This window comes from Labrys methylaminiphilus subsp. lupini, from assembly GCF_051161885.1.
In the GTDB taxonomy this organism is placed as follows: domain Bacteria; phylum Pseudomonadota; class Alphaproteobacteria; order Rhizobiales; family Labraceae; genus Labrys.
The window spans coordinates 1595662-1617740 of sequence record NZ_JBMDIH010000002.1 but is presented as its reverse complement, the minus strand read 5'-3'; the positions used below and the strand labels follow the sequence as shown (position 1 = coordinate 1617740).

General features: G+C 61.0%; 17 protein-coding genes. 7 read left to right on the top strand and 10 right to left on the bottom strand.

Annotated features, from left to right (window positions below; genetic code table 11):
- Positions 1-77: 77 nt before the first annotated feature.
- Positions 78-1097 (bottom strand): 1-aminocyclopropane-1-carboxylate deaminase, encoded by a 1020-nt coding sequence (locus tag ACN6KF_RS33065; protein WP_434961113.1) that lies wholly within the window; start codon positions 1095-1097, stop codon positions 78-80.
- Positions 1098-1235: 138 nt separating this feature from the next.
- On the opposite strand from ACN6KF_RS33065, the gene ACN6KF_RS33060 reads away from it, so the two are divergent.
- From ACN6KF_RS33060 to ACN6KF_RS33050, 3 genes are all read left to right on the top strand, one after another.
- On the top strand, positions 1236-1712 hold the full coding sequence (locus tag ACN6KF_RS33060) for an Lrp/AsnC ligand binding domain-containing protein (RefSeq protein WP_434961112.1): 477 nt from the start codon (positions 1236-1238) through the stop codon (positions 1710-1712).
- A gap of 121 nt (positions 1713-1833) precedes the next feature.
- Positions 1834-1962, top strand: a complete 129-nt coding sequence (locus ACN6KF_RS33055; RefSeq protein WP_434961111.1) for a hypothetical protein — start codon at positions 1834-1836, stop codon at positions 1960-1962.
- Positions 1963-2225: 263 nt separating this feature from the next.
- The gene (locus ACN6KF_RS33050) at positions 2226-4304 is read left to right on the top strand and encodes a caspase family protein (RefSeq protein WP_434961110.1); all 2079 of its coding nucleotides are present in this window, start codon (positions 2226-2228) and stop codon (positions 4302-4304) included.
- Positions 4305-4447: 143 nt separating this feature from the next.
- Here ACN6KF_RS33050 and ACN6KF_RS33045 read toward each other — a convergent pair whose 3' ends face one another.
- From ACN6KF_RS33045 to ACN6KF_RS33025, 5 genes are all read right to left on the bottom strand, one after another.
- On the bottom strand, positions 4448-5245 hold the full coding sequence (locus tag ACN6KF_RS33045) for a phosphodiesterase (protein WP_434961109.1): 798 nt from the start codon (positions 5243-5245) through the stop codon (positions 4448-4450).
- Between the two features lie 211 nt (positions 5246-5456).
- Positions 5457-5963: a DUF2165 family protein gene (locus ACN6KF_RS33040; RefSeq protein ID WP_434961108.1), complete on the bottom strand. Its 507-nt coding sequence runs from the start codon at positions 5961-5963 to the stop codon at positions 5457-5459.
- Between the two features lie 231 nt (positions 5964-6194).
- Positions 6195-6929, bottom strand: coding sequence for a cysteate racemase (gene cuyB, locus ACN6KF_RS33035; RefSeq protein ID WP_434961107.1), 735 nt, complete (start codon positions 6927-6929; stop codon positions 6195-6197).
- A complete protein-coding gene (locus ACN6KF_RS33030; RefSeq protein WP_434961106.1) occupies positions 6926-8302 on the bottom strand; it encodes a dicarboxylate/amino acid:cation symporter in 1377 nt (458 codons plus the stop codon). The genes cuyB and ACN6KF_RS33030 overlap by 4 nt, the downstream gene beginning before the upstream one ends.
- A gap of 4 nt (positions 8303-8306) precedes the next feature.
- On the bottom strand, positions 8307-9158 hold the full coding sequence (locus ACN6KF_RS33025; protein WP_434961105.1) for a substrate-binding periplasmic protein: 852 nt from the start codon (positions 9156-9158) through the stop codon (positions 8307-8309).
- Positions 9159-10034: 876 nt separating this feature from the next.
- On the opposite strand from ACN6KF_RS33025, the gene ACN6KF_RS33020 reads away from it, so the two are divergent.
- The 4 genes from ACN6KF_RS33020 to ACN6KF_RS33005 all read left to right on the top strand — a co-directional run bounded on the left by ACN6KF_RS33020 (position 10035) and on the right by ACN6KF_RS33005 (position 16835).
- Complete coding sequence (locus ACN6KF_RS33020) at positions 10035-11216, top strand: efflux RND transporter periplasmic adaptor subunit (protein ID WP_434961104.1); 1182 nt, start codon at positions 10035-10037, stop codon at positions 11214-11216.
- A 4-nt stretch (positions 11217-11220) separates the two neighbouring features.
- Complete coding sequence (locus ACN6KF_RS33015) at positions 11221-14391, top strand: efflux RND transporter permease subunit (protein ID WP_434961103.1); 3171 nt, start codon at positions 11221-11223, stop codon at positions 14389-14391.
- Positions 14392-14676: 285 nt separating this feature from the next.
- Positions 14677-15396 carry a response regulator gene (locus tag ACN6KF_RS33010; protein ID WP_434961102.1) on the top strand — a complete coding sequence of 240 codons (720 nt, stop codon included), beginning with the start codon at positions 14677-14679 and terminating at the stop codon, positions 15394-15396.
- A complete protein-coding gene (locus tag ACN6KF_RS33005; protein WP_434961101.1) occupies positions 15393-16835 on the top strand; it encodes an ATP-binding protein in 1443 nt (480 codons plus the stop codon). The genes ACN6KF_RS33010 and ACN6KF_RS33005 overlap by 4 nt, the downstream gene beginning before the upstream one ends.
- 179 nt (positions 16836-17014) lie before the next feature.
- Here ACN6KF_RS33005 and ACN6KF_RS33000 read toward each other — a convergent pair whose 3' ends face one another.
- From ACN6KF_RS33000 to ACN6KF_RS32985, 4 genes are all read right to left on the bottom strand, one after another.
- Positions 17015-17347 carry a hypothetical protein gene (locus ACN6KF_RS33000; RefSeq protein ID WP_434961100.1) on the bottom strand — a complete coding sequence of 111 codons (333 nt, stop codon included), beginning with the start codon at positions 17345-17347 and terminating at the stop codon, positions 17015-17017.
- 770 nt (positions 17348-18117) lie between these two features.
- A complete protein-coding gene (locus ACN6KF_RS32995; RefSeq protein WP_434961099.1) occupies positions 18118-19083 on the bottom strand; it encodes an ABC transporter substrate-binding protein in 966 nt (321 codons plus the stop codon).
- A gap of 98 nt (positions 19084-19181) precedes the next feature.
- On the bottom strand, positions 19182-20462 hold the full coding sequence (ectB, locus tag ACN6KF_RS32990; RefSeq protein WP_434961098.1) for a diaminobutyrate--2-oxoglutarate transaminase: 1281 nt from the start codon (positions 20460-20462) through the stop codon (positions 19182-19184).
- 155 nt (positions 20463-20617) lie between these two features.
- Entirely contained in the window at positions 20618-21988 is a 1371-nt protein-coding gene (locus ACN6KF_RS32985) for a SidA/IucD/PvdA family monooxygenase (RefSeq protein WP_434961097.1), read from the bottom strand.
- Positions 21989-22079 lie beyond the last annotated feature (91 nt).

Here is a 22079-nt window from a genome sequence, read left to right as displayed (position 1 = left end):
CCGGAGGCCAGTCTCTTCCGGGTCCATGCCCTCGCGCCGGTGTCGTTCCCGGCAAGCCCGGGAATGGGCAATCCATGTCAGCCTTCGCGATAATAGTAGCTGTAGCCGTTCAAGGCCGGTGCGCCGCCGAGATGGGCGTAAAGCACGCGTGAGCCCTCGGGGAAGAAGCCCTTGCGCGTCAGATCGATCAGCCCCTGCATTGATTTGCCCTCGTAAACCGGGTCCGTCATCATCGCCTCGGTGCGGGCGGCGAGCCGGATCGCCTCGTTGGTTTCAGCCGACGGGACGCCATAGGCCGGATAGGCATAGTCCGGGTTGATGATGATTTCGTGCTCGCCGATCTTGCGGCCGAGCCCGACCAACGCCGCGGTGTTGTCGACGATGGTGCGTACCTGTGCCCGCGTTTGCTCGAGAGTACCCGAAGCATCGATGCCGATCACGCGATCGGCGCGCCCCTGTGCGGCAAAGCCGACGATCATGCCGCCCTGGGTCGAGCCGGTGACGACGCAAACCACGACATAGTCGAACGTGAAGCCAAGCTCCGCCTCCTGTTTTGCGACCTCCTCGGCAAAGCCGACATAGCCGAGGGCGCCGAACTTGTGAACCGAGGCGCCGGCCGGGATCGGATAAGGCTTGCCTCCGGCCGCCTCGACGGATTGGATCGCATCCTGCCAGCTCTTGCGGATGCCGATATCGAAGCCGTCCTCGACGAGCCGGCAGTCAGCGCCCATCAGCCGTGTCATCAGGATGTTGCCGACCCGGTCGTAGACGGCGTCGTAGTGCGGCACCCATTTTTCCTGGATGACCACGCATTTCATGCCGATCTTGGCGGCGGTCGCCGCCACCATGCGGGTGTGGTTGGACTGAACGCCGCCGATCGACACCAGCGTGTCCGCTCCCGAGGCGATGGCATCCGGCACGATATATTCAAGCTTCCTGAGCTTGTTGCCACCCATGGCAAGGCCGGAGTTGCAGTCATCGCGCTTGGCATAGATCTGAACCCTGCCGCCAAGGGCTTGGGTGAGACGCGGCAGGTACTCGATCGGCGTCGGGCCGAAGGTCAGCGGATAGCGCTCGAATTTTTCAAGAAGGGACATCGGACTGGCTCCATGAGACAGGAACCGAGCCTAGTCGAAAAGTCCTGGAGGGTGCTTTCGAATTTCACCTTCATCTTTTATAAAAATCTCGATCAGACTACTATTTGAGTGCAACTTGTTCCTAACAATAGGATATAAATGAAAGAACCTTCCATCTCCGATCTCGATCGCATCGATATCAACATATTGCGCGCCCTCCATGGCGATGGCCGGCTGAGCAATGCCGAGCTTGCCGCACGCGTGAATGTCAGCCCGGCCACCTGCCACAGGCGCACGCAACGCCTGTTCGACGAGGGCTTCATCACCGGTGTTCGTGCCGAGATCGCCCCCGTCTCCGTCGGTCTCGGTGCCCTCGTGATGGTCGGTGTGGTGCTCGACCGTTCGACACCCGAAAGCTTTGCTGCCTTCGAGGGAGCGGTACTCAAGCTCAAGGAGGTCTTGGACTGCAATCTCGTGGCGGGCGATTTCGACTACCTGCTGAAAATCCGCGTCTGCGACATGGCGGATTTCAACAAGTTGCATGGGCAGAAACTGATCGCATTGCCAGGCGTGAGGCAGACGCGCACCTTCTTCGTCATGAGGGAGGTCAAGGACAATGCGCGCCTGCCGTTCTGACGGAAGGATGCCCTTATTGGCGAAAGACCTGATCCGTCCTGTTGTTCTCTCGAGCATCGTACCGAAAGGGGGATGCCCATTTTTTCGAAGACAGGCGTTGCAAATATAGGAACTGCGCGGCGTGTTCGAGGTCCGTAAAGGTGGCAGGATCCTGGGCGGCCAGGCGCTCGAATTCGGCCCTGCTGGCGACTTGCCATTTCAGAATGTCCATGAAAGCCTGGTGGTGCCGCTGCAGGATCCTGAACCTTGATCGATCTCGGTTCAGCAGTCGCGCTTATGACCGTTGCGGGCTTGTTCGCGCATATGGCTTTTTGCTGATGCCCTGCGAAGGCGGGAACGGGAATGCAGGCCTTCCAATCCGCGGCAGGCCTGCAACGGTTCGGCACAGTCTTTTCCGCTGTCCGCAATCCGTTCGTCCCGCTCAATCAACTGGCTGCTGGAAGAGGCAAGTCAATTGCGGCTATAGAAGGAGGCGGGGCTCAAGCAATCGATCAACTGCAGGAAATGCCGAACTTGCTCACCCGCCTGTCCCTGCTTGCATTGATCCTGCTCCAATTCGGTATCGTCGAGAGAGTCAGGGCGGCCTCGCCCGAGGCTGGCTTTTGCCGCCAGATCCCGGCGGGCCGCGATAGCAGTGACAGGCGCGTGGCGCTGGTCGTGGGCAATGCGGCCTATCTGCATGGATTACCGGCGCTTGCAAACCCTGCCAACGATGCCGCCGCCGTCGCCGGGGCATTGAGCAGGCTTGGATTCGAGGTCTTCCTCATCACGGATGCCTCGGGCCGGCAATTGCAGGCCTGCCTGGCGCTCGCCAGCGCGCGAATGTCGCACGCCGCCATCGGCCTGTTCTATTATTCGGGCCATGGCATCCAGGTCGATGATGAGAACTACCTCGTTGCTCTCAATGCGCACGCAGGAAATCTCAAGACGGGCTTTGTGCCCGTGCAGCCGATCGTCGATGAGCTCCAACGCCGGGCCGCCGCGACACTCGTATTCCTCGACGCCTGCCGGAACAATCCGCTGGCGCGCCAGGGCCGTGAAGGCCTGTCGGTGTCGACCGGCCGCGGCATCCAGGTCGTGGCCAGCAGAGTCCCTGTCGCCAAATCCGCTTCGCCGCAGACCCATGGCCTGATGGTGGCCTATTCGACCTCGCCCAACTCGGTCGCCGTGGATGGCGATGGCGACCTCAGCCCCTTCACAGATGCTTTCATTCACAAGGTCCTCGCACCCGGCTACTCGATCCAGCGGGTGATGAGCGAGGTGACGAACGCCGTCGGTGAGCAGACGACATGGGCTCAAACACCCTGGATGAAATCCTCGCTCACCAGCGAGCTCAAGCTCGATGGTGAACAGACCTTGCAAGAGGCCCAGGCGGTCTCGCAAAATTGGGCGAACCTGTCGCTGAAGCTGTTGTGGACCCACGAGGGCCGGCAAGCCGCGCTGGCTGCCGCCTTGAAAGGGTTGCCGGCCGATCCGAGCGAGGCGACGCTCAAAGCGTTTCCGGATGCCTATCTCGCCGTCTTCTCCGCCATGCATGCCAGCATGTCGAAATTGCCCGTGAACGGCTTGCCCCTTGGCGATATCCACGGTGATCAGGTCGCGGTGTTTCGCTTGCTCGAGAACGGTGCTTCCAGCCTTGAGCTTTGGTCTCGATCACGCCAGGTTCTGTTGCGCCCGGTGACGGAATATCCCGCAAACGAGGCCCATGGCGCCAGATTCAGCCCCGATGGCACCCTCTTGTTGAGCTATGGCAACGGCACCGTCGCGGGATGGGACGTGGCCACTGGCGTCAAGCGCTTCGAGACCGTGATCGCTCATGAGGCTGTCGGTGGCCTGTTCGGCCCGCGCACATGGATCTTCGACATCGGCTTCAGTCCGGATGGGCGCTTCTTTTATGCAACCGCAACGGACAAGAAAATTCTCCAGATCCTCGACGCCCGCACGGGGAGTGTCGTCGAAGCCTTCGACAGCACCAGTTTTGCCCCCGTCCCGGATGCGACCCAGGCCCTCACGGTAAGATATATAGACGAAGACAGGCTGCTCCTGCTGCTGTCGTCGGGCCAGCAACCCGAACGGCCCGTGATTGCGACCTATGATCTGAAGGAGCATCGGCTGACGCTGATCGATCATGTTCCCGCAAGGTCCGTGACACATTTCGGTTATGACCCGGCAGGGCGTTACGTCGCTCTCACGGTCATGCCCGACAATGGCTTCAGCGGACAGGCTGATTTCATGGTCTGGGATCTTCGTTCCAAGAAGAGGGTCTTGTCAGCCAAGGGCCTGGTCATGGACGTCTCCTTCGATCCAACGGGGCGTTTCGTGCTCGCGAGTGCTGGAACGTCGTCGACGGTGTATGATCTTTACAGCGGCAAGGAGACCCGTCTGGCGGCGATACCATCCGGATTTCGGGCCATGCCCGGCTATATTGCCTCGTCGACGGGACTGTCGCCCGTGGCGATGCCATCGGGGCCCTGGTTCTCCTGGGATCTGCCCAACGGGCGGGCGCTCGTCGATCTGGCCTTTTCGATGCTGCCCCCGGAACAGCAGGCGAGCGTGGCCCAGGATCGGGTCTCATACATCGGAAATGACTAGAGTGTTTTGCGATTTGGCGGAATTGCCAAGAATCGCAAAGATGCGTCGAATCAAAGAGTTAGAGCAAAATAGCGTTTCCGTCTAAACACGTTTTGCCGCATCGTACCGAAAAGCGGATACCGGATGTAGAACGAGGTCGTCGTTCAGAAAAAGGGCATCGGCCCAGGAAAGCGTCCGATCGGAACCCAATGGGTCACCAGGCCTTGTCGGGGCCGCCAATGGTGCAACAAGAAGGCCGGTGGCTCGACATAGGAGGCAGGTGGGGCGCCCTCTGTCAGGCGGAGCGCGATGGAAGTTGCGGTACTCGGTGCGGTCAGGAGCGTGGTTCCTGCGAACCGCGCTTGCATGAAACGATGAATATGTCCGCAGAGGACGCGCTCGACATTGCCATGGCGGAGCAATAGCTCGGCAAGGCGCTCTCCACGAAGGCATTTATAGGCATCGATGATATCGATGCCGCTATCGATCGGTGGCTGATGCATCAGGATGGCGGTCGGCCGATCCGGGTGTTCCGTCAGCGCTTTCTCGAGCCAGAGGAGGGCTGCATCATCGATTTCTCCGTAATGCTGGCCGGGAACGGTGACGTCGAAGCCGATCACACGGACCGGCCATCGCCCACCTGTATCGAAATGGAGAGGGCCAGCCGCCACCAGGTGGCCTGTTTCGCTGAAACAGGCCCTGAATGCCTCCCGCTCGTCGTGGTTGCCTGGAATCGCATAGACGGGCTGGCGCAATCTGGATAGCGCGTGCCGGACGGTCTCGTATTCTGCTTCGGCCCCTTCATCGACCAGATCGCCACCGATGATGACAATGTCTGGCTCCGGCCTGAACGCTTTGAGCGTTTCAATCGCCAGATCGAACATCGCATTGGAGTCCACAAGCCCCTGATAGAGATGGCCTTTTTCTCGCAAGTGGGGATCGGATAAATGGGCGATCAGCACTCTGCTGCCTCATCATGTTTCTTAGCCAGTCATCAAAAGAGACTTCGGCCCCCGGAACAAGCCCGAACTATGCCCAGTCTTCACCCTCGCCAGGCAAATAATGGGCAGGGCGCTAGGGGCGCCGCGGCCGACAATCTATCGGCGCATGACCATTCCACTGTCGTGACGTCCCGGACGGCAGCCCGTTGGCTCGCAAAAGGTCAGGTCCCTCTCACGCCGTCGGGCGTTCGACGTCCTCGTCGGATTGCATGATGAAGATCAGTACGAGGAGAATGGTGACATAGAATCTGAAGGCGGGATTCTGGCCATTCCAGGTTGACGATTGCCACATGGCAAACCACTCCCCGCCGATTACCATGAAGCCAAAGAACCAGACGAGAAAACCGATCGTGGACGCCATGACGGCATAGTTCTTGGCAGCATGGAAGCTTCTTGCCGGCGCGTGACGGGCTTTCCAGAGCGAAGCGGTCGCAGCTAAGTATAAAATACAGGTAATTCCTTCACCGGCTATGATCAGAATATAGGAAGAATTCCATAAAACCGGAGTGCTGATCGACCTGTACATCAAGCTGTTGCCTGGGAACGTGCTGTCCATCGACAGGACGTGCTTTACGAATTCGTAGTTCGAGCCATAGTCGGTAATATTGCCAAACGTAACGAGAAAGGCGAAAGCGGCAAGGCAGAGGCACATGACGATCTTGGCGTAGCGCGTGGACATATGCTGTACTTCCTCGGTTGAGACGGATGGGCCCTCGATTTGAATGATTCTCCAGCCAACAGGCCTCGGGGTGGCAGCGTCGTTCTCACGGCCAGTGCGAAGGCCTTCGATGCGCCGCGAGCCATGGACCCGATGAGACCGGCGGCAGCGCATACGCATAAGCCTTTGTCGCCCGGCAAAATGGCTTAGTGGCCTCGGGTCTCCGTCGAAAACCTCAGACATCCGGGCCCCTCACATGGCGGCATTGCGCCTGCGATCTGGATTGCGAAGTCGTTGAACACAGGTCAGGGCCAAGGCTCGCGAGGCGTCGATCACCAACATGCCCTCCGGCACCATGTCCTCTGCCGCGATGGGAAGTTCCGTGCAGGCGAGAATGGCTGCCTCCAGTCCGTCTTCCCGGCAGTGCTCGAAGGCCGCCGCGCAGGCGAGTTTTGCCTGTTTGAGGTTGCCCAATTTCACCTGCCGGATCGCATCATCGACGGCGTCCTGGAAAGCCGGCCCGATGGGGTTGCGGCAAGCGATGCCCGCCTCTTGCAGGCGTTGCTGGTAGAACCCCGAATGCAGGGTACCTCGGGTTGCCATGACGGCCGCCTTGTTCCCCCTGTACTGGCGAAGCAACGCGTCGATTGCCGCGTCGGCGATGTGAATGATCTCGGCCCTGGAGCCTTCGGACAGGGCGTCGTACCAGTGATGGGCGGTATTGCAGGCGATGGCGATGATTTCGACATCGAGGCTGTTGAGCATCTCGACCGCTTCGATCAGCCAGGGCAGTGGCTTGTCATTGCCCTCGCGGACCGCCCCTGAACGGTCCGGTATTTGTGGCACGCTCAAGATTGCCATGGAGATATGGTCGGCATCGTTCTCGGCAGGAACCGCGTCGATCGTCTTGCGATAGAAGTCCGCGGTGGCAAGAGGGCCGAGACCGCCAACGACACCGAGACGGGGTCGCAGGAGCCGGCCGGTCATGCTGCAGCTTCTGCTTTGGGCAGGTTGAGCGCGTACTCCTCGCTGTCATCGACCGGATGCTGGGCCAGGTCCTTGGGCGCGATCGCGGCCGTCGCCGCGGCGATCGTCGATACGATCGTCAGCGTCCGCATGGTGTCGGTCAGCGCGTCGATGGTGAGAAACAGCACGAAGGGGGCTTCGAAGGGCAGGTTCAGATGGGCGCACAGGATGGCCATCTGCGATAGCGTTACCGCACCGCTCATTCCGGCAGTGGTCAGGCCGACCAGGATCGAAGCACCGGCGATGTAGACGTAATCGCTCGTGCTGAGCGAACGCCCATAGAGCTGGGCGATGAACAACGAACCGCAGACGAACAGCATGATGGGCCCGGCGCGCAACATGGTGACATGAAGCGGCACCAGCATTTCCACCACGATGCGGTTGAAGCGCAGGCGCTCGCCGACAAGGCTGATGATCCAGGGGATGCTCGCCGTGCTGGAACGGGTCGCGATGGCGATCATGAACAGGGGCTGATGGGCCTTGAAGGTCGCCCACAGGTTCTCGCCGCTGCGAAACCAGACCACGAGCAGCGACAGCATCATGATGATGCCCGTTGCAATGGCGAAGGTGGCGATGAAGCCGACCATCAGCATCAGCGGCTCGACACCGGTCAACGCGGTCTGGCTGGCGATGATCGCGAAGGAGGCGAGGGGCAGCAGGACGTTGAACCAGCCCGTCATGATCAGGCAGGCCCGGTAGATCGTCTCGAGTGCATTGGCGAAGCTGACGGAGGTGGCTGCGGGGACGCGGCCGATGCCGATGCCGAACAATATGCAGAAGACAAGCACCTGCATGGTATTGCCCACCGACAGCGAATTGAAGATGTTGCTGGGTATCAACTCCAGCAGGCCGGAGAAAACGCCTTCGTTCGAGGGCGTTTTGCTGGGCGGCGCCAGCGTCATCTGCAGGTCCGTGCCGATGGTCCCTCTGCTGTTGAGCACGATGCCGAGCTCGATGCGTTCCTGCACGTCGGTAATCACGCCCGGCTTCAGCAGCAATGTCACCATGCCCGTGATCGCGACCGTTGCCACGGATATTACGACGATCGCCAATACAACCCTGGAAAGATAGGCGGCAGTTTGCGGATCCCGGGTCATCGACTTGATCGCGAAGACCGTCGCCGACACGATCAAGGGCAAGACGACCATCTTCAACAGATTGAGATAGGCGTCGCTGATCGGGGCGAGGGACTTGGCGAAATCCGGCAGATACGCGCCGCAGAGGGCACCGAGGATCACCGATGCGATGACCGTCCAGGGCGATTGCGAGATGCGCCGCAGGCCGACATTCCAGGTCGACAGTTTATGTTCGCTCGAAACGGACACGGAACTCATGACGTCAGGCCTTGTGCAGGTAGCGGTCCACCAGTTCGTCGGCCGTCATGGGCTTGTCGCGGCCGGACAACTCGAGGAACAGATTGATGAATTCCAGGAGATAGGGGGAACCTCGGCGCACGCCGATCGCGATCGTGTCAGTGAGATCGGTCAAGGTAACGGATCGCGCCACAATGCTGAGCGACGGGTCCTCGTGCAGCAGCCGCTTGATTTCCAGATCGTCGCGGTAGGCCGCGTCGACGCGGCCGTCTCGCACTGCCGCGACCAGTTCCTGCCAGGCCAGGAAAGTGCGCACCTTCGCCTTGGTGAAATTGGCTCGCGCGTAATATTCGAACGATGATCCGGCGATTACGCCCAGCTCGCCATCGAAGGAGCGCACGACTTCCTCCGGCTGCCGCCCAGTCGAGAGGACCGCGAAGCGGACCCGATTGATGATCAGGGCATGGCTCAGTCGGGCATAAGGGTGGGAATAACTGATGTTTCGTGCCCGATTGAGGGTGCGGCTCAGCTTGGCGACGACGATGTCGGCGCGGCCCTGCTGGATGAGCGCAACCGCGCCATCGAAAGTGGAAGGACTCCGGTCGAGGACCAGCTGCACGCCGAGGGCGTCAGCAAGTTGCTGGCTGGTGTCGGCATCGATGCCCTGCGACCTGTCGTTGCTTCCTCCGAAGAATGGCAAGGATTGGAAACCCGGCATGGCAACGACGAGGGACTTGCGTGCCAGAATTTCGTCGATGTCTCCGGCCAACGGCGTTGTTACGGGAGGCATGTCGGGTTGCTCGGGTTGCGTTGCTGCAGCAACCGGCGATACGGCGAGAATGGGTGCTGCCAGAAATAGAACACGCCTGCTGATCATGATGCTGTGCAATCCCTAAAAGAAAAAAGACTCGCATCCAATCTTAATAAGCAACTAAATCCAGGAATTCGTCGCATAACAGTGCGTCGCCTTATCAAGCTACACTACATTTCCACCCCGATATTGAGTCCACAAACGGCGCGCGCCATATGGCTTGAGCAAAAAATTGCTTTCGGCTCAGTCGAATACATGTTGAGAGAGAATTGTCTGCCCAATCTTCCGGACGTTGATGTCATCCTTTCAATACGAAATTCTCAAGCCCCGCATAACACTGTAACTGAATAATTCATGCAGAATTATACCCAGACTAGCTGCGGATGACCTTAGATGGTGTTCTGATTTTTACAAGGTACCGCAACGACAAAAATTTCCTCAGGAAAGAGCTAGTCGCATCTTCTTATGCTTTCTGCCGGCGCTTCATGCCCTAGGGTTATATTCTGTTCATACCATACGAAATAAAAATAGATTTAATTTCATAAAAATTGAATCAATATATATATTAAATTGTTTATATATTATTTACTAAACGAACAAGTTCAATTTTAGATGATGTTGATAGTTACGATTTAATTTTTACTTCGAGAAATAAGATTATTTGTCGCAGAAACGAAGAAAAAACCAAATCTTCGATCCAGCGGACATCAGTCACCCTCTAAATGGTGGCTGTCTTGGCTCGACGGACGCCATAGGTACCCCCGGGCAAAAGATACCGGCTTTGTCGCAAATTGTGCAACGCAGCAAACCGGGTACATCCTTCGACAATCTGCCCCCTTGATCGGCACACTTTCAAGACAGGCCTCAATCAATCTGGCCCGCGATAAAGGCGCTCCGGCAGCAGGCGGAACGTCGGCAGCACGCATGGCGCGGAGCACGGACTTGAAGAATATAAAGGCAATCACAGGGCTGGCCGGCCTGACGATCCTGGTGGGCATGAGCGCCGCCGGATGGAGCCTCTATCAGGCACGGGCGGCCGTGACGCCGGCATCCATCCGTCCCGCACCCGCGGTCGTCGTCTCCCAACCCCTGCAAATGCGTGTCGCCGACACACAGGAATTCGCCGGCCGCTTCCAGGCCAGTGCGATGGTCGAGATCAGGGCACGGGTGCCAGGCTATCTGGATGCCATCAATTTCGAAGACGGACAATTGGTCGAAAAAGGCCGGGTACTCTTCGTCATCGACCAGCGCACCTATCAGGCCTCGCTCGACATGGCCAACGCCCAGCTGAAGAGCGCCAGGGCGCAGGCGGAGCTGGCCGGCCAGGAACTGGACCGGGCCCGTCAACTGGTCGGCACGGCTGCCGTCTCGCGCTCAACGCTCGACCAGCGCCTGCAACAAAAGGCAGCGGCCGACGCGGCGATCGAGACGGCACGGGCCACCCTGCGCCGGGCTGAACTGGATCTCGAATTCGCAACCATTCGAGCCCCCATTGCCGGACGGGTCTCCAACCGACGGCTGGATGTCGGCAGTCTCGTCTCCGATAGCGGCACGGTTCTCACCACTATAGTGGCGCTCGATCCGATCGACTTCATCTTCGACATGAGCGAACGGGACTTCCTGCGCCATGAGCGTGTCATGAAGGCAGGAGCCATGCCGTCCATGCGCGACAAGGGCGTTGCTGTCCAGGCCCGGCCGGATGGCGAGGCGGCCTGGTCCCATGGTGGCGTCATCAGTTTCGTCGACAACCGATTGGAGCCGGGCGCCGGAACCATCCGCGCCCGCGCCACGCTTCCCAATCCGAGCCTTTCCATCACACCCGGCCAATTCGGCCGGGTTCGCATGGCTGCTTCCGGGGACTATGCGGCTTTGCTGATCCCGGAGACCGCCATCCTCACCGACCAGGCAACCCGCATCGTGCTCAAGCTGGGAGCCGACAACACGCTGCAGGCCACCACCGTCGGGCTGGGGCCCAGCCGGCCGGATGGGTTGCGGGTGGTGACCAGCGGGCTCGGCCCCGACGATCGTATCGTCGTCAACGGCCTGCTGCGGGCCCGGCCTGGCCAGAAGGTCGCGCCCCAACCGGGCAACATCGCCATACAGACGGCCGGCCTCGCGGAGTAGACGGATGCGCATCGCCCATCTCTCGATCGATCGCCCGATCCTGGCGACGGTCATGTCCGTCCTCGTCGTGATCATTGGCGTGGCCGCCTATTTTACCCTGCCCTTGGCCCAATATCCGGAGATCGCCCCGCCGACGGTCGTAGTCCAGGCCCAATATCCCGGCGCTTCGGCCGAAACGGTGGGCGATACGGTCGCCGTGCCGCTCGAGCAAGAGATCAACGGTGTCGAGAACATGCTCTACATGTCCTCGCAGGCGACCGGTGACGGCCAGCTCACTCTCACCGTGACCTTCCAGCTCGGTACCGATCTCAACGAAGCCCAGGTGCTGGTGCAGAACCGCGTGGCCGTGGCGGAGCCTCGCCTGCCGGAGGAGGTCCGCCGCCTCGGCGTGACCGTGCGCAAGACCTCGCCGGATCTGCTGATGGTGGTGCAGCTCTTCTCCCCGGACGGCTCGCGCGATCCCTTGTATATGGCCAACTATGCCACGCTGCGTATCCGCGATGCATTGTTGCGCCTTGACGGCGTCGGCGATGTCCGCCTCGCCGCGTCCCGCGATTACGCCATGGTCGTGTGGCTCGATCCGGACAAGGTCTCGGTCCATAATCTTTCGGCAGGCGAGGTGGTGGCGGCCCTTCGGGCACAGAATGTCCAGGTGTCGGCAGGGGTGATGAACCTGTCGCCGGTGCCGCGCCAGGGGGCCTTCGAACTGAATGTGGAAACGCTCGGGCGATTGACCGACAAGGAGCAATTCGAAAACGTCGTCGTGCGCACCGATGCCGAGGGACGCGTCATCCGCATCCGGGATGTCGCCCGCGTCGAGCTGACGGCACAGAGTTTCCGCGGCACGGCCTATCTCAACGGCCAACCGGCCCAGCCGATCCAGATATTCCAGCAACCCGGATCCAACGCCATCGAGACGGCCGAGCGCGTGACGGCGACCATGAAGCGTCTCGGCGCGGAGATGCCCGGCGGCCTGAGCTACGCCATTCCCTTCAATCCCACCGAATTCGTCGCGGAGTCGGTTCGCGAAGTCTACAAGACGATTTTCGAGGCCATCGGCCTGGTCGTCCTGGTGGTGCTCCTCTTCCTGCAAACCTGGCGCGCCGCCATCATTCCCATCCTCGCGATCCCGATATCCCTGGTCGGCACCTTTGCTGTCATGGCGGCGCTGGGCTATTCCCTCAACAATATCTCCCTGCTGGGCCTGGTGCTCGCGATCGGCATCGTGGTCGATGACGCCATCGTCGTGGTCGAGAATGTCGAGCGCCATCTTGCCGCCGGGCATTCGGCGCGAGAGGCCGCCCACCGCTCCATGGACGAGATCGGTGGCGCGCTAATCGCCATCACGCTGGTCTTGTGCGCCGTCTTCGTGCCCGCCGCCATGATGTCGGGTATTTCGGGTCAATTCTTCCGGCAGTTCGCCGTCGTCGTGGCGGCGGCCACCGCCATTTCCGCCTTCGTTTCGCTGACGCTGAGCCCGGCCCTGTGCGCGCTCTTGCTGAAGCCGCATACGGCCGGAGACCAGACGCACCGCCGTTTCCTGCCGATGCGCCTGCTCCACGGCTTCTTCGGCCTGTTCAACCGCGGCTTCGACCGCCTCTCCATTGCCTATGGCAGCATGACCCGGCGGCTCCTGCGTGTCAGTGTTCTCGTCCTCGTCGCCTATGCCGGCCTCGTCGGTTTCTCCGGCTGGCAATTTGCGCGCGCGCCAACCGGCTTCATCCCGGTGATGGACCAAGGCTACATCATCAATGCGGTGCAACTGCCGCCGGGTGCGGCCCTGAGCAGGACCGATGCGGTGATGAAGGAGGTCTCGCGCCGGCTCCTTGCCACGGAGGGCGTCGCAAATGTCGTGGCCATTGCCGGGCTGGACGGTGCCACCTTCACCAATGCATCCAGCAGCGGCATCGCCTTCACCATCCTGAAGCCCTATGCGGAGCGCGAGCGCCAGGAACTGACCACCGATCGGATCATCGGCTCGCTGCAAGCGCGCTTCGCCGATCTCTATGAAGCACGCATCATCCCGATCAAGCCTCCTTCCGTGCGTGGGATGGGCAATGCCGGCGGCTTCAAGCTGATGGTGCAGGATCGCAATGGCCAGTCGCCCCAGGCGCTGGAGGCAGCAGCGCAGCAGGTGCTGGCCGCCGCATCGCAGGCGCCCGGGATTGCCAACGCCTTCTCGCCGTTCAACACGGCTACCCCACGGGTCTATGCCGATGTCGATCGCATCAAGGCGCAGATGCTGGGGGTGTCCGCCGGAAGCATCTTCGAAGCGCTCGAGGTCTATCTGGGTTCGGCCTATGTCAACGATTTCAACATGCTCGGCCGAACCTTCCAGGTGCGGGCCCAGGCCGATGGGCGCTACCGCACGGATCTTACCTCGATCGGCAATTTCAAGATGCGCGGCGATGGCGGTGCCATGGTCCCGTTGAGCGCCGTTGCGACCTTCCAGGAGAAGTCTGGGCCCTATCGCATTCCGCGCTTCAACCAGTACCCGGCGGCGGAGATACAGGGCGCCGCGGCGGTGGGGACGTCGACCGGCACGGCGCTCGACCGAATGGAACAGATCGCGCGCGACAACCTGCCCGAAGGCTTCGGCTTTGAATGGACCGAGGTGGCTCTCCAGGAGCGGCTTGCCGGTAATACCGGCCTTCTGATCTTCGGTGCTTCCGTCGTCTTCGTTTTTCTGTTGCTGGCGGCCCAATATGAAAGCTGGACGCTACCGCTCGCCGTCTTGCTGATCGTGCCCGTGTGCCTGCTGTCGGCCGTGAGCGGCTTGCTGATCTTCGCGATGGACGTGAACATCCTGGCCCAGATCGGCTTTGTCATCCTGATCGGCCTGGCGGCCAAGAATGCCATCCTCATCGTCGAGTTCGCCCGCCAGGCCGAAGCGGAGGGGCTCGACCGTGTCGAGGCGGTGGTCCAGGGTGCCCGCATACGTCTGCGGCCGATCCTGATGACCTCGCTCGCCTTCATTCTCGGCGTGCTGCCGCTGTTCCTGGCGACGGGTGCCGGTGCCGAGATGCGGCAGTCGCTGGGCACGGCCGTCTTCTTCGGCATGATCGGCGTGACCGCCTTCGGCCTTGTCTGCACACCGGTCTTCTATGTGCTGTGCCGGATGCTCGAAGGAGGAAGCCGCCGAAAACCTGTCACGACCGCGATCGAGGTTTCCTAGCCGAGAAGTCGATGTCTCCTCGAGGGCGAGGAAATTCTCGCCATCGAGTCCGGGGGCCGCGCGAGCGGCGAGATCTGCAGAATTCTGGCAGGCGCAGGAAAAGTGTCACAAGCTATGGCGCGATATCGGCCGGATACAATTCGATACAGTTCAAGTCGATTTGCCATCGCGGCCGGTCTACCCAGCCCGCTACGACGCCATTACAATGGAGAGTGGAACAGGAAGCGATGGATGCGGTACGAAGAACCTGCCTTGTCCCGGTCGCCTTAGGTCGGAGTGTCATGCATGGAATCGGTGCCCCATATTGCGGTGGTCGACGATCATCGTGACATCCGTGACCTCGTCGGCAAATATCTCACACAGCATGGCTATCGCGTCAGCGTGGCCGAGAACGCGGCGGCGTTGCGGCGTCTGCTGGAACGCAATGCGCCCGATCTCATCATCCTCGACGTGATGATGCCGGGCGAGGACGGATTGAGCGTCTGCCGTCATCTGCGCAGCACCACGGTGGTGCCGATCATTTTCCTCACGGCCATGGTCGATGACACCGACAGGATCATCGGCCTCGAAATGGGGGCTGATGACTATCTCACCAAGCCGTTCAATCCGCGCGAATTGCTGGCGCGGATCAAGGCGGTGCTGCGCCGGGTCAACAGCCTGCCGCCCCAGCGCGGTGCGTTGAAGGCCAAGACCCTGCGTTTCGATCGCTGGCAGCTCAATGTCGGCCGCCGCGAGCTTGCTGGATCGGACGGTGTCGCCATCCCCCTGAGCACGGCCGAGTTCCGGCTGCTGACGGCCTTCCTCGACCATGCCGGCCTGGTGCTGAGCCGTGATCAATTGCTCGATCTCACGGTCGGCCGGGCGGCCGACACCTTCGACCGCAGCATCGACAACCAGGTCAGCCGGCTGCGCAAGAAGATCGAGTTCGATCCGAAAAATCCCATGCTCATCAAGACTCATTGGGGCGGCGGCTACAGTTTTACCGCGGAGGTCGAACAGGCATGATGACCTTGTGGCGGCGCAGCCTGGCTGCCCAGATCATCACATTCATGCTGCTGGCCCTGGCGGTCTCGCAGGGCATCGGCTTTCTCGTCTCTTGGGATGAGCGCGGCCAGGCCATGCGGGCGGCGGCCAAGGGGGAGTTCTTCAGCCGGGCGGCTTCGCTCGCTTTGTCGCTGAATGCGACGCCGGATGCGGTCCATGGCGACATTCTTGCCGTTAGCGGCACGATCTATTCGCGCTTCTGGTTGTCAGACCAGGAGCCTGTCGATGCGACGGCGTGGGCCAAGGACGCCTGGGTGCGCCTTCACCAGCCACTCCCTCCTGCTAAAATGCCTGTTCATCCCAAGTCGAACCGCGGCCCGGTGATGGCGGCCGTCCCGGACACGCCAGCCGGTGCTGCTTTTGCCAGCGAACCGGCCCGCTGGATGGAGATCGCACCCCAGTCCTGGCTGCTCGCCCGCCCGGCGAAGTTTCAATATCTCGACACCGCGATCGGCATGGGGCTGGCCGTCGAGCTCGATCGGGGGATGTGGCTCAACGCCGCCTATGCCAAGAACTATCACAACACCTTCTGGACCTCGCAATCGGCTCTCTCCCTCGGCATCACCGCCCTGGTGCTGTCAGTCATCGCCATATTGGTGGCGCGGGGCATTGCCCGGCCGATGCGACGCCTGGCGAGCGCAGCGGAACTGCTGGGGCGAGGCGAGGCCGTGCCGCCTTTGCCGGAGTCGGGCCCCGACGACATCCGGCAGACTGCCGAGGCCTTCAACCGCATGCAGGCCCGGCTGCAGCGCTTCGTCGAAGACCGCACCCGCATGCTCGCGGCCATCGGGCACGATCTGCGCACGCCGCTGACCTCGTTGCGCCTTCGAGCCGAATTTGTTTCGGACCCGGAGATCCAGGAAAAGATGCTCAAGACCATTGCCGAGATCCAGACCATGACGGAGTCGGCACTGGCTTTTGCGCGCGAGCAGGCAACCGCCGAGACCACCCGCACCGTCGATCTCTCCGCCTTGGTGGAAAGCCTGTGTGACGATCTGGTCGAGATCGGCCAGAACGTTGCCTTTCTCGACGGCCCGAAGATCAGCTACCGTTGTCGCCCCGACGCCTTGCGGCGTGCCATCCGCAATCTGGTCGAGAACGCCGTACGCTATGGCGAGCGTGCTCGGGTAACACTGGCGCGCTCGGCGGAGAGCATCGACATCGTCGTCGAAGATGATGGGCCAGGCATCCCGGAGAATGCGGGCGAACAGGTGTTCGCTCCCTTCTTCCGCCTCGAGCATTCGCGCAATCGTGAAACGGGCGGGGTCGGCCTCGGCTTATCGATTGCCCGGGCTATCGCCCGCCACCATGGCGGTGATATCCGGCTCTTCAACCAGACCAAGGGATTGCGGGCAGTGATCGGTCTGCCGCTCGTCACCGCCCGCCGGGCCCGAGCGTGACTGCGCGCAGGGGTCAATGCCGTCGCGCTACGGTGCGTCTTCCGGTCGATACTACCATCACCCTAGCATGGACCCATGTCGTGGCTTTCGGAGCATGGGACGGTATGCCAACCCCTTCAATCGGCACGATAAGCGTGCGCCGTAGCTACTGTGGCGTCTGGTGATTTGAGGCGCGCGCTTCAAATCGCAAGGGCGCAGGACAGCTTGGCCGATTTGATGGACGACAGGTATATTTGGCGCGATGTTGTCGCCGTCGGCGATGAGCCGGTGATTGTAGCGACTGAAATAGGACCGGTCGGGTCTTTTGCCTGCGGATCCGGCGAGACGAGCAGGTTCAAGACGATGATCATGGGAATCGAGGCGATGACCAGGATATCGAAAAGCGTGCCGCCGGCGCGGCGATAGGCGATGGCAGCAGGGCCATCCAGTTGCTCATAGGCCGGGTCGCCGACAAAAGGCACCTCATCATCGACGATTTTCGATCGCGTGGAAAAATCTGCAAAGGATGTCACGGTCCAGCCTCCAGTTGCATGGCATGACCGTAAGCACCGTTTGTCGCGTGACTTCGCCGGCTGGCTGGAGATTTGTCGAAAAGCTTGCGCCGGCGCCCCCTGTGACATTTGGATACCGTTGGGACCGCCCCTACGGATGCTCGATCGGGCAGGTGCCATTCGCGATGTCATCAACGCTTCCAGTGTATCGCCGTCACGATTCCGTCGCTGCTAACGGCCCGGCATTGCCTGGCTCGGAGCTCGTCTCCGACGAGGCACATTCTCCGAATGCCGCAAAAGCCAGGACACTTGCGCTCGCTCTGGTTTTAACAGGGCCCTGCGACACTTTCTTACAAAACAACCGGCTTCCCGACAAACTTGTGAGGCAGTTGCCAGCTATTATCACAACAATGGCGATAGGGAATGTGCCGTTCGTTCGGTGATGGTTGATTACAGGATCGGGCCGACGATTTCCTACGATCAGTCGATAAGGATGACTACTATCGGTATTCCAGAGTTATCTTCCAATCTGCTCTTCACAGTCGCACAAAATATTTATGGCAAGAGCGATACCAAATTTGCGAGGCAAAAATGAGTGATCAGATACTTACCGTCATTCTCCCGGCTGCAAAATATATCTATCCTGTTTCTGTAATCTCTTTCCTCTCGATCCAGATTTTAATCACCTATCGCTATTATACGGATTGATTCAGGCATTATTTCCATCTTCTGGTAGATTTGAGCAGAAGACGTTTCTCGGCCCGTATCGATGATACGGGCCGAGCGCGTTCCTAGGACGCGGTCCCTCGGAAATGGCGGATAGTTCCGTTGTCGACCACGAAGGATACGGCGCTCAGGTCGCGCAAATTGCCGTGTTCGTCGAACGTTATCGCGCCATAGGGCGTGTTCCAGCTGCAGGCTCGAATGGCCTCCCCAAGCTCGGCTCCGTTCAGCTCGGGAAAAAGAGCTGTTGCCTGCAGGGCGACCGTCAAGGCTATGACCGAAGTTGGGAGATATCCCTGGGCCGGCGCATCGTCACTCTCGCCCAGCAGGGCGGAGAGGATCTGGGTCGAGATGCGGCATCCCTCGGCCGCTCCGGATGCTCGTTGGACGAAACTGGGCGTATAGCAATCATCGCCAACGGATATCGTGCAACCGAGTTTCCGTTTTCTTGTTTCTCTCGCCACGTCGGCGCAGAATTCGTGAATTCCTGCAATATAGAGCGTAGAAACCCCTGAAGGTAACGCTGCAAGGCCGGCGTCGCCGGTGATTTCGATCAAAGCGGGCGCGTGACCTTTCGCTTCGAGCCGTTGCCGCAGTTCCGATGCTAGCGCCTGGCTATAGGTCTGGCGCTGAAAGCAGATTGCGGAGCTCTCCCCGGGGGGAGCGATCGCCACCATCGACTGCGCTGTCTGGCCGTCCGTGCCGAAAGCCCGCAATACCCCGGGCCAACCCTGGGGATTGAGGCGCGGGTGGCTGGTGGCCGGGGCAATGAAAGCCATGTTCCGTGCTGCGTAGACGGGAACGGCGGCGACGGCCGCGGCCGCGCTGAGATGGCCGACGACGATGGGAACGCCGCTGTCGGCCATGCGTTGGGCGGCCCGCGCCGCCGCCTTTGGCTCACGTTCGTCATTCTCCCAGATGTAGGACGCCTCGACGCCGAGCCAGGCCTTGGCCACCACGAAGGCATCGAGCAGTTCTTGCGTGTGAGCACCGCCGTCATTGGCGGCCAGTCCGATGCGCAGATGCTTGTTCAAGAACAAAGTCCTCCGTGGCAGGAGATCGGGCGTCATGCGCCATCGAAGAGGCGGCGGCCGAGATGGGCATCCACGGTGCCGCCACCGTCGTCATCCGCTCACGCAGCACCCGCAAGCAGCTCGGTTCTGGGCTCGCTCAAGGCCGTGCAGCGCGCAATGATCTCGATCCCTTCTTCCAGGAGGGCTTCAGGCGTCGTCAGGGGCGGCAGCAATTTGAGCGTGTTGCCATGCGGCCCGCAGGTCTCGACGATGAGGCCTTGCTCGAAACAGGCCCTGGACACGGCGTCGGCGCGGCCCTCTGCGGAAAAGCGCAGGCCGAGCATCATGCCCCGGCCCATCACGGTCACGCCGCGATGGCGCGAGGCGATTTCATTGAGCCCCGAACGCACGATGACCGCATTGGCGCGCAGCTCGTCGATGAAATCGTCGGTGAGCCAGTAATGACGGATGGCGGCTGCCGCGGTCACGAAGGACAGGTTCGAGCCGCGGAAAGTGCCATTGTGTTCGCCGGGTGCCCATTGATCATGCTCGCTGCGTATCAGCAGCAACGACATCGGCAATCCAAAACCGCTGATCGACTTGGAGACGCAGATGAGGTCCGGCTTGATGCCGCTGGCCTCGAAGGCGAAGAAGTCGCCGGTACGCCCGCAGCCGGTCTGGATTTCGTCGACGATCAGCAGCGATCCCAGCCGGCTGGCGAGGGCGGCCAATCGTTGCAGCCAGCTCGGTGAGGCGGATTCGAGGCCTCCCTCGCCCTGGACCACCTCAACGACAAAGGCTGCGGGAGCCTCCCATCCCGAATTGGGATCATCGAGAAATTTCTCGAGGATGGCGATCGTATCGACCTTCTGGCCGAAATAGCCTTCGAACGGCGCCCTGAGGACATTGTTCAGGGGCTGGCCTGCGGCCCGGCGCTTGCCGTTCTCGGCACTGGCGGCCAGGGCACCCAGCGACACGCCGTGGAAGCCACGGGTGAAGGCGACGATCTGGGCCCGGCCGGTGACTTTGCGGGCGAGCTTGAAGGCGGCCTCGACGGCGTTGGTGCCGGTGGGACCGACGAATTGAACGCGATAGTCCGCCAGGTTTCGCGGCGTCAGGACATGATCGAAAAAGGCCTCCATGAACTCGGCCTTGGCGGTGGTGTAGAGGTCAAGCGATTGGCAGATACCATTCTCATTGAGATGGTTGATCAGGGCCTCGCGCAGATATGGATTGTTGTGTCCATAATTGAGCGAGCCGGCCCCCGCCAGGAAATCAAGATATCGTCGGCCCTGGGAGTCGAAGACATGGCTTCCTTCCGCCCGCTTGAAGAGCGCGGGGAAATGGCGGCAATAGGTGCGAACCTGCGACTCGTGTCGCTCGATGACTTCAATGGACATTTCAATCTCCCTGAAGAACAGTTTGTCGAGCGCGCTGGAACAAGCGCGTTCATGGCGGGATGCCTGTTTGCCCCAACGCCTGGTTTCCAAGCCAATCCGATGGATTGGCTGGAGCGCCCCTTGCGACTGGCGGCTGCCTCAAGCCGCAAGATGCCTTAGGCGGCACTCATCTGCTTTTTCTCCTTGCTGCGCTGATCGATCGGGTGCGGCAGGCTGGCCTGCAGGTGCGATCGAATGCCCTCGAAGATCCTTTCCGCCTTGTAGGCGATCAGGCTGAAGGACTGCGTATCGGCAATGCCATGCGTATGCTCGCAATGGCCGTTCATCCAGATGGGCACACTCACCCGGTCGGAGGTCTTGAGCCTGTAGTCGGGCGTGATGGCGAGCAGGCCGTCATATTCGCGCTCGACCTCGCTCTCGATGCCCGAAAGCAGGCGATCGGGCGCGGTATCGCGATATCCGGTGGCGAGGATGACGAAATCTGCCTCGATCGGGGCAGCATGGTCTTCCGTCATGATGTCGCGTAGTCGAAGGCTGATGCGCCCACCGATTTCCTGGACGGTATCGATCTCGTGCCGGTCTATGATTGTGGCGTTCGACAGTCCCATCAGGCGCCGTTCGTAGAGGAAGTTCCATTCCTGCGCCGAGCATTCGGCGTCGACGCCCGAGAAATTGGTAGCCCAGGATTTTTCGAAGATCCGGCGCCGGGCGGCCGGCGTTGCCGCCGAAAAGCGAACGGCCTCGGGCGGCATGTAGATCTGGTTCGAGAACTGGGACATGTCATATTGCCGGAACGGCAGTCCCCGATGAAGCGACGTGACATGGATGCGGTCGGGCCCATGTCGCGTCAACAGATCGTGCATGATTTCCGCGGCGCTGAGGCCGGAGCCGACAATGGCGACGTGAAGGGGTCTGCCGGCCGAGGCATGAATGCGCTCATCGAGTTCCTTGCGATAATAGAGATAGTTGCCGGCGTGACGGGCGAGATGGTGGGGAACCGCCTCGAACTGTTCGGGCAGGAAGGGTTCCATGCCGCAAGCCAGCATCACCTGGCGGGCGCGATAGCGCCCCTTGCCGGAGGTGACTGTCAGGGTGCGTCGCTCGCCGTCCGAAGCGGGGCCGATCGATTCCACGGCTTCGCCATAGCGCACATACTGGCCGAGCTGGCCGGCGGCCCAGCCGACATAGTCGGACCATTCGATCCGGCTTACGGCTCCGCTCCAGGCGCCGTGCTCGAACAGCCTGCCCTGGGCCTTGAGATAGCGCGCGAAGGTGAAAGCGCTGCCAGGGTCCCTCGGCGTTGCCAGATCCCGATAATGGTTGTGGTTGATGTTGGTCCCCGGCAGGAGGAGGCCGCCCTGCCAGGCCGTGCTCGATTGCTTTTCCAGAAAGACGACCCTGTGGCGCATGTCGGGGGGCAACGAGCCGGCGCGGACATTGTCCTCGATGGCGGCGGCCACGGCAATCGCCGCTGGGCCGAAGCCGATGCAGACCAATTCGTGAGTATTGTCGATGGAACCTGTCATCTTGGCATTCTCCATACTGGATACAGGTTGTGCGGCATGGTTGGCGGATCGTGGTCCGAACTATCTCGAACAGGGGCAGGCTTGTTTCGTT